Consider the following 13,929-nt stretch of genomic DNA (forward strand, 5'->3'; position numbering starts at 1 on the left):
CTGTACTCTGCTATTTGCCTGAAATATTACGAATATTATTGGAGAAAGCCATGTTGAGGAAAAGCTCGAGACTTTTATCGCTTGCTTGTTTTAGCGCCGTTTCGCTGCTCGCGCTCGCCGTCGCAACCCCTTCGATAGCGGAAGTGAAATTTGCAAGCCAGGGCGCACAATGGACCTCTGAAAGCCGGAACGATTTTTACACCCGCGACCAGGGCGCTCGGATCATCCCCTTCGCCTGGTTCAAGGCGCTCAAACGCGCCGATGGCTCGGGCTTTCTCGACGACGGCCTCGCCCGTTATGGCTATTTGCCCAATCCCGACAGTCCGACGCCGGGCCTCCCCGTGGGCTTCCTCACAGCTTCGGAAAACAATGTGCGCACGCTCAGCATGACCTGCTCGGCGTGCCATGTGCGGCAGATCGATGTCGACGGCGTCTCCTGGCGAGTCGACGGCGGCCCGGCGCTCACCGATTTTCAATCGCTCCTCGCCGACATCGATTGGGCGGTGGATCACGTTTTGAAAGACGCGACGGCGTTCGACGACTTCGGCAAAGCCGTCGGCGCGCAAAGCGAGGAGGCGCGCAGAGAACTGCGCGATGACGTGCAGGCGTGGTTTGCGCCCTATCACGCGCTGATGAGCAAGGCCCTGCCGGCGCCCGGCTGGGGCGTCGGCCGCGCCGATGCGGTTTCGATGATCTTCAACCGCGTCGCCGGGCTCGATATCGGCGAGCCGCCGACCCGCATCAACAGAGACAACATCGCCCCCGCGGATGCGCCCGTGCGTTATCCGTTCGTCTGGAAGGCCCCGGTTCAGGACATCACGCAATGGCCGGGCTTCGCGCGCAACGGCGACGACATTCTCGGCCTCGCGCGTAACGTGGGCGAGGTCTACGGCGTCTTCGGCGTCTATCGGCCGACGAAGTCCATCCTTCCGAACGTCATCAATTACCTCAACGATTCCTCGTTGAACTACGCCGGGCTGCAGAGGCTCGAAATTCTTCTCAAGCAGATCGAGCCGCCAAAATGGCCCTGGGCGCTCGACGCCGCGCTCGTCGCCAAAGGCGACGAGATTTTCCATCGCGACCCCAAAGACGGCGGCTGCGCCAAGGGCTGTCACGAGATCAAGACCGGCGCGGCGCGGGTCTGCAATCCCGACACCTGGCGCACGCCCATCCAGGATGTCGGCACCGACTCGAAGGAATATACGGTGCTCGGCCGCGAAGCCGAGACCGGCGTGCTCGAAGGCGCGTCGATCGCCTTCGTTCCGGGCATCGACAAGCCGCTGAAGCCCAAAGACAAGATCATCACCATTCTCGGCCTTTCGGTCATCGGTTCGATCCTCGAGGCGCCGCTGCATTTCGGTCTCGACGTGTTCCGCCCGATCGTCGAAGAATGTCTGCCGATCAAGCCGGCGACGCCGGCGGCGTTGCGGGCCGCGCTGCTCGAAAAGCTGCGAAAGGCGCTGGGCGATTTGTACAAGAAGCCCGGCGAGGCCCCGCCGATCGCCTATGAGTCCCGCGTGATGAAAGGGATCTGGGCCGTTGCGCCTTATCTCCACAATGGTTCGGTGCCGACGCTCGCCGACCTTCTCAAGCCGGCCTCGGAGCGTCCCGCTTCGTTCAAGGTCGGCCGGGCCTATGACATCGAGAATGTCGGCCTCGCGAAGGAGCAGCCCGGCCTGAATTCGACCTATACGGCGGACGACTGCGCGAAACGGGGCTCGGGCAACAGCCGCTGCGGCCATGAGTTCGGCGTGAAGCTCGCTCCGGATGAGAAAAAGGCCCTTCTGGAATATTTGAAGAGCCTCTGACGCGCGTCGAAAATGAGGGGGCGCCGGCGCGCCCCCTTGCCTTTTGCCGCGCCGCCCCGCATACCCCGCGCCAAGCGGACAACTCCAATCAAGCGGGACGGATATGGGCTTCAAATGCGGCATCGTCGGTCTGCCGAACGTCGGCAAATCGACCCTCTTCAACGCGCTCACGCAGACGGCGGCGGCGCAGGCCGCGAACTACCCCTTTTGCACCATCGAGCCCAACGTCGGGGCGGTGGCGGTGCCCGATCCGCGCCTCGAGACGCTCGCCCAGATCGCAGGGTCGAAGCAAATCATCCCGACGCAGCTGACCTTCGTCGACATCGCCGGCCTCGTGCGCGGCGCCTCGAAGGGCGAAGGCCTCGGCAATCAGTTCCTGGCCAATATCCGCGAATGCGACGCCATCGCCCATGTCGTGCGCTGTTTCGAAGACGGCGACGTGACCCATGTCGAAGGCGGCGTCGATCCGATCCGCGACATCGAGACGATCGAGACCGAGCTCATGCTCGCCGATCTCGAAAGCCTCGAAAAGCGCGTCGTGGCGCTCGAAAAGAAGGCCAAGGGCGGCGACAAGGAGGCCAAGGAGCTTGTCGAGCTCATGAACCGCTGCCTCGTGCTGCTGCGCGAGGGCAAGCCGGCCCGCATGGCGACAGTCTCCGAGGAGGAGCGCGTGGCGTTCAACGGTCTCGGGCTCCTGTCGTCGAAGCCGGTGCTTTACGTGTGCAACGTCGAGGAGGAGTCGGCGGCCGCAGGCAACGGCAATTCCGCCAAGGTCGCCGCCCGCGCCGCCGAGGAAGGGGCGGCGTCGGTCGTCGTCTCGGCGAAGATCGAGAGCGAAATCGCGGTGATGGCCCCCGAGGAGCAGAACGACTTTCTCGACGCCGTGGGTCTGAGCGAACCCGGCCTCAACCGCGTCATCCGCGCCGGCTACGACCTGCTGCGCCTCATCACCTATTTCACGGTCGGCCCGAAAGAGGCCCGCGCCTGGACGATCGAAAAAGGCACGCGCGCCCCGGCGGCTGCCGGCGTCATCCACACGGATTTCGAGAAGGGTTTCATCCGCGCCGAGACCATCGCGTTCGACGATTATGTCGCCAACAAGGGCGAGGCGGGCGCGCGCGACGCCGGGCGGCTGAGGCTGGAAGGCAAGGAATATGTCGTCGCCGACGGCGACGTGATGCATTTCAGGTTCAATACCTAGCCCGAAGTCACGGCCGGGGTCATCCCGGCCATCCCCGCGCCGACAGACACGCCAACGGGCGATGCGGGACGATTTCCCCTACCCCGGCTTCGACAGATTATCGATCCGCTTGTTCAGCTCGTCCAGCTGACGCTTGAGCTCGGCCACGTCGCCGCCCTCCTTGCCAGCCGCGCCCTCGTGCTCGTCGAGCGAGGGGCCGGTAGTGGCGCCGACGCCCTCGGCGGGCAGGCCGAAGGGGTTGAACATGGTCAGCGCCTGGCGGAACACCGCCATATTCTTGCGGGTCTGCTCCTCGATCGCCTGAAAAGCCTGGCGCGTGGGCTCGGCGAAGGGGCCGGCCGGCAGCGCCGAGGTGAGCTGATCGCGGAACTTCTGCTGCTCCTTGGTGAGCTTGTCGATCGAGAACTCCAGATAGCTCGGCACGAGCATCTGCATGGAATCCCCGTAAAAGCGAATGAGCTGGCGCAGAAAGGCGATCGGCAGCAGGCTCTGCCCGTCCTTGCCCTCCTGCTCGAAAATGATCTGCGTCAGCACCGGGCGGGTGATGTCCTCGCCGGTCTTGGCGTCGCAGACGACGAAATCTTCGCCCCGCTTCACCATGGCGGCCAGATCCTCGAGCGTGACGTAGGTGCTGGTGCCCGTGTCATAGAGACGACGATTGGCGTATTTCTTGATAACCGTAGGTTTTTTTTCCGTCGCCATACGCCTGCCGCCGCTCCCCTCGACCCGCCGGACCGCCTAAAAAAACGCCATGGCCGGCCGCTTGACGATAAGCGCATTTGGGCGCCTGCGGCAATATTTTCCTCTGTGACGGCTTTCGCTCCCGCTCAATTCCGTGCAAAACGGGCCGCGGCTTGACGAATGCAAGCGCGAAGTGCTCAACCACATCCGCCCCGGCCGGGCGCATGAGGGGCTGATTTAGAGCCCGACCCATCTGCAAGGAGACAGACATGACGACCGATATCGTGATCGTTTCCGCGGCGCGCACCGCCGTCGGATCGTTCAACGGAGCCCTTGGAACGGTTCCGGCCCACGAGCTCGGCGCCGCTGCTGTCAAGGCCGCTCTTGAGCGCGCCAAGGTAGAGCCGGGCTCGGTCGACGAGGTGATCCTCGGTCAGGTGCTGACCGCCGCCCACGGCCAGAACCCCGCCCGCCAGGCCGCCATCAAGGCCGGCGTTCCCGACAGCGCGACCGCCTTCGGCGTCAACCAGGTCTGCGGCTCGGGCCTGCGCGCCGTGGCGCTCGCCGCCCAGCAGATCCAGTCCGGGGACGCCTCCGTGATCGTCGCCGGCGGCCAGGAGTCCATGTCGCTGTCCAACCATGCCGCGCAATTGCGCACCGGCACCAAGATGGGCGACGTGAAGTTCACCGACACGATGATCATCGACGGCCTGACCGACGCCTTCAACAACTACCACATGGGCATCACCGCGGAGAACGTCGCCAAGAAGTGGCAGATCACGCGTGACCAGCAGGACGCTTTCGCGGTGACGTCGCAGAACAAGGCGGAGGCCGCCCAGAAGGCCGGCAAGTTCAAGGACGAGATCATTCCCTACACCATCTCGACCCGGAAGGGCGACGTGGTGGTCGACGCCGACGAATACATCAAGCATGGCGTGACGCTTGAGGGCGTCTCCAAGCTGAAGCCCGCCTTCATCAAGGACGGCACGGTCACGGCCGCCAACGCCTCCGGCATCAATGACGGCGCCGCGGCGCTGGTCATCATGAGCGCGGCCGAGGCGCAGAAGCGCGGCCTTGCGCCGCTCGCGCGCATCGCCTCCTGGGCGACCGCCGGCGTCGATCCGACCGTGATGGGCTCGGGCCCGATCCCGGCGTCGCGCAAGGCGCTGGAGAAGGCCGGCTGGAAGGTTGCGGACCTCGACCTCATCGAGGCCAACGAGGCTTTTGCGGCCCAGGCGATCGCGGTCAACAAGGACATGGGCTGGAACACCGACATCGTGAACGTCAATGGCGGCGCCATCGCCATCGGCCATCCGATCGGCGCCTCCGGCGCGCGCATCCTCGTGACCCTGCTCCACGAAATGGGCCGCCGCAACGCCAAGAAGGGCCTGGCGACGCTCTGCATCGGCGGCGGCATGGGCATCGCCCTGACCGTGGAACGCTAAGAGCCTTCCAACAAGAAGCAGAAAATGCGGCTGCGCGCGTCATGCGCGCAGCCTTGATGTTTGAAGACGAAGGAGAGAAACGTGTCTAGAACAGCAGTTGTGACGGGCGGCACGCGCGGCATCGGCGAGGCGATCTCCAAGGCGCTCAAGGCCGCCGGCTACAAGGTCGCCGCGACCTACGCCGGCAACGACGACGCGGCCAATAAGTTCAAGGCCGAGACGGGCATTCCAGTTTATAAGTTCGACGTTTCCGATTACGACGCCTGCGCCGCGGGCGTTGCGGCGATCGAGAAGGACCTCGGCCCGGTCGAAGTCCTCGTCAACAACGCCGGCATCACCAAGGACCGCCTTTTCCACAAGATGGAGCTGGCGCAGTGGCAGGCGGTGATCAACACCAATCTGAACTCGCTGTTCAACGTCACGCGCCCGGTCATCAACGGCATGCGCGATCGCGGCTTCGGCCGCATCATCGTCATTTCGTCGATCAACGGCCAGAAGGGCCAGGCGGGCCAGACCAACTATTCCGCCTCCAAGGCCGGCGACATCGGCTTCGTGAAGGCGCTGGCGCAGGAGAGCGCGTCCAAGGGCATCACCGTCAACGCCATCGCGCCCGGCTATATCGCCACCGAAATGGTGAAAGCGGTTCCGCAGGACGTGCTCGACAAGCACATCATCCCCTATATCGCCGTCGGCCGCCTCGGCGAGCCGGAAGAGATCGCGCGCGCGGTCGTGTTCCTCGCCTCCGACGACGCCGGCTTCATCACCGGCTCGACGCTGACCATCAACGGCGGCCAGTATCTGACCTAGTTTTTCGCCTCAGCCGCGAAAGCGATCGCCGGCGGCCCGCAAGGCCGCCGGCTTTTTTTTGAGGCGAGAGACGAAAATCGGCTCAGGTTGCCAGGCCTTCGAATGACCAGTTAGATTTTCAGGCGGCATTCAGTTTTGATTCAAGGATCTTTCAATGAGCGATACCACGCCCGTTTCGAAAAAGAACAAGCGCCTCGTGGTCTTCTGCGACGGCACCTGGAACAAGGAAGACCAGAAAAGCCGCAACGGCCAGCCCTGCCCCACCAATGTTTTGCGGCTTTTTGAATTGACGCGCCCCGGCGACGGCGATGGCTGCCTCCAGATCGTCCATTATGTGCGCGGCGTCGGCAATCGCTGGGACGAGCGCATCACCGGCGGCGGCTTCGGCCTCGGCATTTCCCAGAACATCAAAGACGCTTATCAGTTTCTCGTCAGCAACTACGAAGCGGGCGACGAGATTTTCCTCTTTGGCTTCAGCCGCGGCGCCTTCACCGTGCGCAGTCTCGCCGGCATGGTTTTCAACGTGGGCATTCTGCGTCGCGACGCGCTTCATCTCCTCGAAGAAGCCTACAAACATTATCGAAGCGACGATCCGAAATGGCATCCGAGCAGCGAAGAGTCCAAGGCCTTTCGCAAAAACCACACGCATGGCGGCGAAACGATCAAATTTCTCGGCGTGTGGGATACGGTCGGCGCGCTCGGCGCGCCCTTCGGCTTTTTCATCGGCAAGCTTCTCAATCTGTTTTTTCCAACGCAATTCCACGACACCAAGATCAGCCCGATCATTCTGAACGCCTATCACGCCTGCGCCATCGACGAGAAGCGCTGGCCGTTCCGACCGACGCGCATGGAGCTGACCCCGAAACGCGAACAGGAGGTTGCGCAGGCCAATGAGGCGGAACTCGCGCAGAAATATCAGTACGAGGAAGCGTGGTTTCCCGGCGTCCATTCCGATGTGGGCGGAGGCTATGAAGATTCGAGCCTTTCCGACTGCGCGTTGCAATGGATGGTGGAGAAAGCCGTGAAACACGGGCTGTGCGTCAACGACTTCTCGCAGATCGGGTCGCGGCCGTTCGATCCCAACCCGCTTGTGCCGATCCACGACTCGCAGAACGGTTTCTACCGCTTCTCAACCAAGGTTTTCGTTTACTGGCTGAAGCCCTTGCTGAAGATCCTCGACAAGAGCGAGGCGCCGCTCATCGAGCGCGTGCAGGAGAACGGCGATTTCCTCCGCCAGATCGATCGATCAGACGCGCTGGCGGCCGATCCGGCGGAATTTCCGCTCGACGTCGGGTTTCAAATCGATCTTTCGTCCTGCGCGCGCGACAAGCTCGCCCAGGACGGCGATTACGCGCCCCTGAACCTCAAGAAGACCCGCGCGCACGCGCCCGTGGCCTAGGCCCAGCGCGATCTGCGCGGCTCGCGCGCCGAGGCGTCGCCAGAGGAATGCGCGCGCTTGACAGAACTGCCGGCGCGAGCTTAGAACATCGTTCATGAACGATGCTCAGAGAGCGGTGGACATGTCGTCGCGAATTCCTCTCCCGGTCAAACTTGCCTTCACCGCCTTCATGGCCGTGCTGATCCCGGTCTATTTGGCGAATTACGGCCCGACCAATTTCCTCTATTTCTGCGATATGGCCTTATTGGCGACGCTTGCCGGCGTCTGGCTCGAAAATGCGCTTCTCGTCTCGATGCCGGCGGTCGGCATCCTCGCGCCGCAATTTCTCTGGGTCGTGGATTTCGGATTCAATCTTTCTGGCGTCGGCCTCACCGGCATGACCGACTATATGTTCAATGCCGCCACGCCGGCCCTGCTGCGTGGCCTGTCGCTCTTTCACGGCTGGCTGCCGTTTCTCCTTCTCTATTTGGTCTCCAGACTGGGCTACGATCATCGCGCCTTTCTCGCTTGGACCGGCCTCGCCTGGGCGCTCATGCTCGTCTCGTATCTGTTCTTGCCGGGGCCGACGCCGGATGCGGGACTAATCCCCGTCAATGTGGACTATGTCTTCGGCCCCAGCGATCAGGCGCCGCAAAACTGGATGCCGGCGTCGGCGTGGCTCGCGCTAATGATGGTCGGACTTCCTTTGCTCCTGTTCGCGCCCACCCATGTCGCGCTGCGGCGCTGGCGCGGCCTTCCCGCCGGGTGACGTCGCATATGCGTTACGCTTCTTCATCAGACAGGCGGTCTCGCTCTTGTCCGGACCCAGCACGATTTTTTTCGCGCATCGGAAATGCGGCTTCGCGGGCGAGACTTTGAGGTCTGGCTTCTTCTCCGCAACCGCATGAGCTCCGTCGCTTGCCGGGGCCGCGCGCACGCTCTCGCTCGCCATGGCGCTTGGCAAGGTGATGCAAGACGCCCCGAACACAAGAATGAGAAGGCGCATGTCGACGCTCCGGCAGTGAACGGCTTGGCGGCCACACAGGACTCCGAGGCAAATAGGTAGGGCGCTTGCGGGGCCGCGCCCATTGACAGCGCGGAGAAACGGGCATATGCATCTTTCATGGCCGTCGACCCCGCCGAGATCCGCGCCTGCGCCCAGAGCTGCGCCGCCGCCAATGTGCGGCGCGCGAGCCGCGCCGTGACGAAGCTCTACGGGCGCTTCATGGCGTCGACCGGGCTCGAGCCCACGCAATATTCGCTGCTGGTGGCCTGTTCGCTCACCGGGGGGGCCACGGTGAGCAAGCTCGCAGAGGCTTTCATGATGGACCGAAGCGCCCTCGCCAGGAACCTCGCGATCATGGAAAAGCGAGGCCTGGTGAAGGTCAAGGCGGGCGAAGACCGGCGCACGCGCAAGGTGACGCTGACGCCCTTCGGGGAAGCGACGCTCGCCAACGCCTTGCCGCACTGGCGCGAGGCGCAGCATGCGGTCGAAACCCAATTCGGCGCGGAGCGCCTGCAAAGACTTTTGTCGGACCTGAAGGATCTCACGAAGATCACGGCGCGCGCGCCGGACGGAGACTGAGACGCTCCTGCTTGCCTGAAAAGGGGTATATGCAATGATTGCACGTGCTGACGCCGCCGCCACGCTCGACGCCCTTACGCTGCGCGACCTTGCGTTCGCCGCCGGGGCGGACGACGCGGGCTTCGTCTCGATTGACAATCCTGCGCTCGACGATCAGCGCGCCGAGATCCTCGCCGCTTTTCCCTTCGCCCGGACGCTGATTTCCTTCGTCGTGCGGATGAGCCGCGAGAATTTGCGCAGTCCCGCGCGCTCGCTGGCCAATCATGAATTCCACCACGCCGGCGCCGATTGCGACGAAACCGCCCACGCGCTCGCGCGGGCGCTGGAGGCGCGCGGCGTGCGCGCCGGCTTTGCGCCCGCGGGCTTTCCGATGGAGGCCGACAGATGGCCGGGGAAATTGTGGGTGATCGCCCACAAGCCTGTCGCCGTCGCCGCTGGCCTCGGTCTCATGGGCATTCATCGTAACGTCATTCATCCGAAGTTCGGCAATTTCATTCTGCTCGGAACGGTCGCGATCGACGTCGACGTGGCGCATGTCTGCGCGCCGATCGATGACAACCCTTGTCTCGAATGCAAACTCTGTGTCGCGGCCTGCCCCACGGGGGCCATCGCGGCCGACGGCCATTTCGACTTCGCGGCCTGCTATACGCATAACTACCGGGAATTCATGGGCGGATTCGTGGATTTCGTCGAAACCGTCGCCGAAGCGAAAAGCGCCCGCGACTATCGTGGCAAGCGCGCCGACTCGGAGACCGTCTCGATGTGGCAGAGCCTCGCGTACAAGCCCAATTACAAGGCCGCCTATTGCCTCGCCGTCTGCCCCGCCGGCGAGGACGTCATCGGCGCCTATCGGAGCGACAAGGCAGGCTTTCTGCGAGACGTCGTCGATCCGCTGAGGAAGAAGGCCGAAACGATTTACGTTTCGGCGGGCTCGGATGCGGAAGAGTATGTGGCGCGCCGCCTGCCGCACAAGAAAATCAAGCGCGTGGGCTCCGTTTTACGGCCAGCCAACGTCGACAGTTTCCTTGCGGCGCTGACTCATGTTTTTCAACGCAACCAATCCGCGGGTATCGACGCCGCCTATCATTTCACCTTTACCGGCGCGTGGCCGCGGCAGGCGACGATCGCCATTTCGAACCGAAAGATCGACGTGCGCGACGGCCTCGTCGGTGCAGCCGACCTTGCCGTCGTCGCTGACGGCGAGACCTGGATTCGCTTTCTGCGCAAGGAGGCCAGCCTGCCCTGGGCGCTGATCAGCCGCCGCATCAGGTTGAAAGGCGACCCGAGGCTCCTCGCCGCCTTCGGACGCTGTTTTCCGGCGTGAACCCCCATCCCTCCCCCGCATGCGGGAGAGGGACCGGAAGCGGCGTCGCCTCACCCCACCGCCGCGCGCGCCGGATGGCCGGCATGCGCCGCGACAATGTCGCGCGCCTGCTTGCCGACGACTTCCGCGAGGTGGTCGAAGCGGGCCTGGAAGAAGCCCGATCCGGCCGTCGCCGAGCGCAATTCGACGATGAGATTGTCCATCTCGGCCTCGGGAATCAAAGCCTCGAGCCTGTCCCAGCCTTCCCAGCCCTCGCGCGGCCCGAAGCCCATGATTTGCCCGCGCCGCCCGGAGACGAGGCCCGTCGCGCGCGACATGGCGTCGCTCGGCACGAAGATATTCACCGCCAGCACCGGCTCCAGCAGGATCGGTTCGGCCTTGCCCAGCGCCTCGCTCATGCCGATGCGCGCCGCCGTCCGAAACGCCATGTCGGAAGAGTCGACGGTGTGATAGGAGCCGTCGGTCAGCACAGCCTCGACGTCGACCACAGGGAAACCCAGCGGCCCATGCGTCATGGCGTCCTGACAGCCCGCCTCGACCGACGAAAAATATTGCTTGGGCACCGCGCCGCCGTGCACGCGCTCGGAGAAGGCGAAGCCCTCTCCCCGCCCGCGCGGCGCAACCTCCAGCACCACGTCGCCGAATTGACCATGTCCGCCCGACTGCTTCTTGTGGCGCCCGCGCACCGTCACCTTGTGACGGATCGTTTCTCGATAAGCGACGCTCGGCTTCGTCACCTCGACCGCGACGCCGAAGCGCGACTGCAACCGTTCGAGCGCCACGCGCAGATGCATCTCGCCCTGGCCATAGAGCTTGATCTGCGACATCTCCTGATCATGGACGAAGACGAGCGAGGGATCTTCCTCGACGAGCTTCGCCATGGCCGCGGCAAGGCGCATTTCGTCTTTGCGGTCCTTCACCGCGAGCGCGATCGCATGCACGGGGTCGGGGACCGGGGCGCGCGTCTCGAGCGCGGCGCCGTCGGCGCGGCCGTCGGCGACGACCGTATCGCCGGTTTGGACGTGCTCGAGACGCCCGAGCGCGACCACGTCGCCCTCTTTCGCCTCGCTCACCTTGGTCAGATTGGGGCCGAGCAGCCGGGACAGTCCCGATATGCGATCCTCGCCATGGGCCGACACGACCGTCTGGCCGTCGGCGAGCGCGCCGCGCAGCACGCGCGCGATCGAGAGCTTGCCGCCATGCGGGGTGTGCACCGTGCGCAGAACGCGCGCCAGCGGCGGCCCGCCTTCCTTCAGCGCGAGACGCGCACGCGTGTCGGCCACGCCCGGCGCTTCATGACGCAGCGCCTTCAACAGGCGCGTGACGCCCGCGCCGCGCTCGGCCGAACCGATGAAGAGCGGCGCAACCAGGCCCGCCCGCAATTCTTTGGTAAGATCGTCGAACACCTGATCGCGCGGCGGCTCGATGTCGGAAATGAGCTCCTCCATCAAAGCGTCGTCGTAATCTGCGAGGCGCTCCAGCATGGAGTAGCGCGCTTCCCTCTCCGTCGCCGCCTCGCCTTTGGGAATTTCGACCACCTCGGAGGGCGCATGTTCGCGATAGACATAGGCGCGTTCGAGCGCGAGATCGATGAAGCCGACGGCGACGCCATTGTTCCAGATCGGGATCTGACGCAAGAGCAGCGGCGTGCGCGACGCGGGCTGCAACACGGTGAGCGCGTGGCGCACGTCGATCGTGGTGGCGTCGATCTTGTTGAGGAATAGAAAATGCGGAACGCCCAATTCCTCGAGCTGGCGCAGCGTGAGTTGCAGCGCAGGAACCTTGCGCTCGTCCACTTCGCAGACGACGACCGCGGCGTCGACCGCGGGAAGGACGTTGCGCGCTTCGTGGGAAAATTCCACCGAGCCGGGAAGATCGACGAACGTATAGCGGTCGCCCATGAAATCGACGCTGGCGACATTCGCTTCGACGCTCATCTTGTGCGCCCGCGCCTCGGCGCTGGCGTCTCCGACGCTCGATCCGTCGCCAACCGCGCCCTGACGCGGAATGGCGCCGGCATGCGCCACGATGGCTTCGAGAAGCGTGGTTTTGCCGCATTGGAAGGGACCCGCCAGCGCGATCAGCCGCGGACCCCGCGCTCTCGCTTCGTGGGAAGAGGTCGACTCACCCATCATTTCCTCCCTTATGTATCGGAGCCTGTTCGGCCAGCTCCGTTGCGTCATGGTCCCACCACATTCCAATTAGCGCAAGCAATGAATAAGGGAGGCGCTTCCAAGTCGCGCCAAAGCGGGCTAGAACGTTTCTAATTCCAAAGAAGAGAGGTTTTTCATGCGTCCCAGCAAGCGCGCGCCCGACGAGATGCGCCCCGTGAGTTTCGAGCGCGGCGTGGCCCGTTACGCCGAAGGCTCCTGCTTGGTGAAATTCGGCAATACGCAGGTTTTGTGCGCCGCGTCGCTCGAGGACAAGCCGCCGCCGTGGCTGCGCGGCCAGGGCCGCGGCTGGGTCACCGCGGAATATTCGATGCTGCCGCGCGCCACCCATACGCGCACGCGGCGGGAATCCTCCGCCGGCAAGCTCACGGGACGCACGCAGGAAATCCAGCGCCTCATCGGCCGCAGCCTGCGCGCGGTGACGAATCTGCCCGCGATCGGCGAGCGCCAGATCGTGCTCGACTGCGACGTGATCCAGGCCGACGGCGGCACGCGCACGGCCTCCATCACCGGCGCCTGGCTCGCGCTGCGCGATTGTTTCGAATGGATGCGGTCGCGGTCGATCATCAAGGAGAATCCGCTGCGCGACCATGTCGCCGCCGTCTCCTGCGGCATCTTCAACGGAACGCCTGTCATCGATCTCGACTACGCCGAAGACTCGACGGCGCAGACCGACGCCAATTTCGTCATCACCGGGGCTGGCGGCCTCGTTGAAATTCAGGCGACGGCAGAGGTGGCGGTGTTTTCGCAGGACGAACTCGGGGCCATGCTCGCGCTCGCGCAAAAGGGCGTGGCCGATCTTGTTGCGCTGCAAAAGGCGGCGCTCGCAACATGACAACGAGCGGCGCGCCCCACCGCAAGATCGCCGGCAAGCTCGTGATCGCCACGCATAATCCCGGCAAGCTCTGGGAGCTTCAGCAACTGCTCGCGCCGCATGGCGTCGACGCCGTGTCGGCCGGCGACCTCGGCCTCGCCGAACCCGAGGAGACGGAGACGACCTTTCGCGGCAATGCGGCGCTGAAGGCGCGCGCGGCGGCGATGGCGTCGGGCCTGCCCGCCTTTGCCGACGATTCGGGACTTTGCGTCGATGCGCTCGAGGGCGCGCCGGGCGTTTATTCGGCGCGCTGGGCGGGCGAAACCAGAGACTTCAAGGCGGCCTGCGAATTGGTGCGCCGCAAACTCGACGAACGCGGCGCGCGCCCGCCCTATCGCGCCAATTTCACCTGCGCGCTGGCGATCGTATGGCCCGACGGCCACATCGAGGAATTCGAAGGCCGCGTCGACGGCGAGCTGGTTTTTCCGCCCAAGGGCGACAAAGGCTTCGGCTATGATCCGATCTTCAAGCCCGACGAACTCGACAAGACCTTCGGCGAGATGATGTCGGCCGAAAAGCACGCGCTGCCGGGCGACGGCTCTCGCGCGCTCTCGCATCGCGCGCGGGCTTTTCAGGCGATGGCGAAAGCCTGTCTGGACTGACCAGGGTTGCGTCGCCGCCTCACGCGCCCAGTTCGGGCGATGCGGCGGCGCAG

Annotated in this window: 12 protein-coding genes; 10 read left to right on the plus strand and 2 right to left on the minus strand. The window is 64.4% G+C overall.

Annotation, left to right across the window (positions count from 1 at the left end; genetic code table 11):
• The first annotated feature begins 143 nt into the window (after nucleotides 1–143).
• Nucleotides 144–1,808 (plus strand): di-heme-cytochrome C peroxidase, encoded by a 1,665-nt coding sequence (locus tag ACETII_RS04745; protein ID WP_472787314.1) that lies wholly within the window; start codon nucleotides 144–146, stop codon nucleotides 1,806–1,808.
• 103 nt (nucleotides 1,809–1,911) lie between these two features.
• A complete protein-coding gene (gene ychF, locus ACETII_RS04750; RefSeq protein ID WP_472787315.1) occupies nucleotides 1,912–3,009 on the plus strand; it encodes a redox-regulated ATPase YchF in 1,098 nt (365 codons plus the stop codon).
• 78 nt (nucleotides 3,010–3,087) lie between these two features.
• Here the strand turns inward: ychF and phaR are convergent, their stop codons facing one another.
• On the minus strand, nucleotides 3,088–3,711 hold the full coding sequence (phaR, locus tag ACETII_RS04755; RefSeq protein WP_363349759.1) for a polyhydroxyalkanoate synthesis repressor PhaR: 624 nt from the start codon (nucleotides 3,709–3,711) through the stop codon (nucleotides 3,088–3,090).
• A 248-nt stretch (nucleotides 3,712–3,959) separates the two neighbouring features.
• On the opposite strand from phaR, the gene ACETII_RS04760 reads away from it, so the two are divergent.
• The 6 genes from ACETII_RS04760 (at nucleotide 3,960) to ACETII_RS04785 (ending at nucleotide 10,229) form a co-directional block, all read left to right on the plus strand.
• Nucleotides 3,960–5,135, plus strand: a complete 1,176-nt coding sequence (locus tag ACETII_RS04760) for an acetyl-CoA C-acetyltransferase (RefSeq protein ID WP_363349760.1) — start codon at nucleotides 3,960–3,962, stop codon at nucleotides 5,133–5,135.
• An 81-nt stretch (nucleotides 5,136–5,216) separates the two neighbouring features.
• The gene (phbB, locus tag ACETII_RS04765) at nucleotides 5,217–5,942 is read left to right on the plus strand and encodes an acetoacetyl-CoA reductase (protein ID WP_472787316.1); all 726 of its coding nucleotides are present in this window, start codon (nucleotides 5,217–5,219) and stop codon (nucleotides 5,940–5,942) included.
• A gap of 154 nt (nucleotides 5,943–6,096) precedes the next feature.
• Nucleotides 6,097–7,341: a DUF2235 domain-containing protein gene (locus ACETII_RS04770; protein ID WP_472787317.1), complete on the plus strand. Its 1,245-nt coding sequence runs from the start codon at nucleotides 6,097–6,099 to the stop codon at nucleotides 7,339–7,341.
• Between the two features lie 121 nt (nucleotides 7,342–7,462).
• The gene (locus ACETII_RS04775; protein ID WP_472787318.1) at nucleotides 7,463–8,089 is read left to right on the plus strand and encodes a hypothetical protein; all 627 of its coding nucleotides are present in this window, start codon (nucleotides 7,463–7,465) and stop codon (nucleotides 8,087–8,089) included.
• Between the two features lie 354 nt (nucleotides 8,090–8,443).
• On the plus strand, nucleotides 8,444–8,905 hold the full coding sequence (locus tag ACETII_RS04780) for a MarR family winged helix-turn-helix transcriptional regulator (protein WP_472787319.1): 462 nt from the start codon (nucleotides 8,444–8,446) through the stop codon (nucleotides 8,903–8,905).
• Between the two features lie 34 nt (nucleotides 8,906–8,939).
• Nucleotides 8,940–10,229 carry a 4Fe-4S ferredoxin gene (locus ACETII_RS04785; RefSeq protein ID WP_472787320.1) on the plus strand — a complete coding sequence of 430 codons (1,290 nt, stop codon included), beginning with the start codon at nucleotides 8,940–8,942 and terminating at the stop codon, nucleotides 10,227–10,229.
• A 50-nt stretch (nucleotides 10,230–10,279) separates the two neighbouring features.
• Here the strand turns inward: ACETII_RS04785 and ACETII_RS04790 are convergent, their stop codons facing one another.
• Nucleotides 10,280–12,361: an elongation factor G gene (locus ACETII_RS04790; protein WP_472788217.1), complete on the minus strand. Its 2,082-nt coding sequence runs from the start codon at nucleotides 12,359–12,361 to the stop codon at nucleotides 10,280–10,282.
• Nucleotides 12,362–12,518: 157 nt separating this feature from the next.
• On the opposite strand from ACETII_RS04790, the gene rph reads away from it, so the two are divergent.
• Nucleotides 12,519–13,235 carry a ribonuclease PH gene (rph, locus tag ACETII_RS04795; RefSeq protein ID WP_472787321.1) on the plus strand — a complete coding sequence of 239 codons (717 nt, stop codon included), beginning with the start codon at nucleotides 12,519–12,521 and terminating at the stop codon, nucleotides 13,233–13,235.
• Nucleotides 13,232–13,876: an RdgB/HAM1 family non-canonical purine NTP pyrophosphatase gene (gene rdgB / locus ACETII_RS04800; protein WP_363349768.1), complete on the plus strand. Its 645-nt coding sequence runs from the start codon at nucleotides 13,232–13,234 to the stop codon at nucleotides 13,874–13,876. Before rph ends, rdgB begins: the two co-directional genes overlap by 4 nt.
• Nucleotides 13,877–13,929: the final 53 nt, after the last annotated feature.

Source organism: Methylocystis sp. NC52PC (assembly GCF_055698645.1).

What these genes read in the sequence shown, in the direction of transcription:
- ACETII_RS04790 (WP_472788217.1), bottom strand. Translation starts at nt 12,361, where the DNA reads ATGGGTGAGTCGACCTCTTCCCACGAAGCGAGAGCGCGGGGTCCGCGG.
- rdgB (WP_363349768.1), top strand. Translation starts at nt 13,232, where the DNA reads ATGACAACGAGCGGCGCGCCCCACCGCAAGATCGCCGGCAAGCTCGTG.
- ACETII_RS04775 (WP_472787318.1), top strand. Translation starts at nt 7,463, where the DNA reads ATGTCGTCGCGAATTCCTCTCCCGGTCAAACTTGCCTTCACCGCCTTC.
- phaR (WP_363349759.1), bottom strand. Translation starts at nt 3,711, where the DNA reads ATGGCGACGGAAAAAAAACCTACGGTTATCAAGAAATACGCCAATCGT.
- ACETII_RS04770 (WP_472787317.1), top strand. Translation starts at nt 6,097, where the DNA reads ATGAGCGATACCACGCCCGTTTCGAAAAAGAACAAGCGCCTCGTGGTC.
- ACETII_RS04785 (WP_472787320.1), top strand. Translation starts at nt 8,940, where the DNA reads ATGATTGCACGTGCTGACGCCGCCGCCACGCTCGACGCCCTTACGCTG.
- ACETII_RS04780 (WP_472787319.1), top strand. Translation starts at nt 8,444, where the DNA reads ATGGCCGTCGACCCCGCCGAGATCCGCGCCTGCGCCCAGAGCTGCGCC.
- ACETII_RS04760 (WP_363349760.1), top strand. Translation starts at nt 3,960, where the DNA reads ATGACGACCGATATCGTGATCGTTTCCGCGGCGCGCACCGCCGTCGGA.
- rph (WP_472787321.1), top strand. Translation starts at nt 12,519, where the DNA reads ATGCGTCCCAGCAAGCGCGCGCCCGACGAGATGCGCCCCGTGAGTTTC.
- ychF (WP_472787315.1), top strand. Translation starts at nt 1,912, where the DNA reads ATGGGCTTCAAATGCGGCATCGTCGGTCTGCCGAACGTCGGCAAATCG.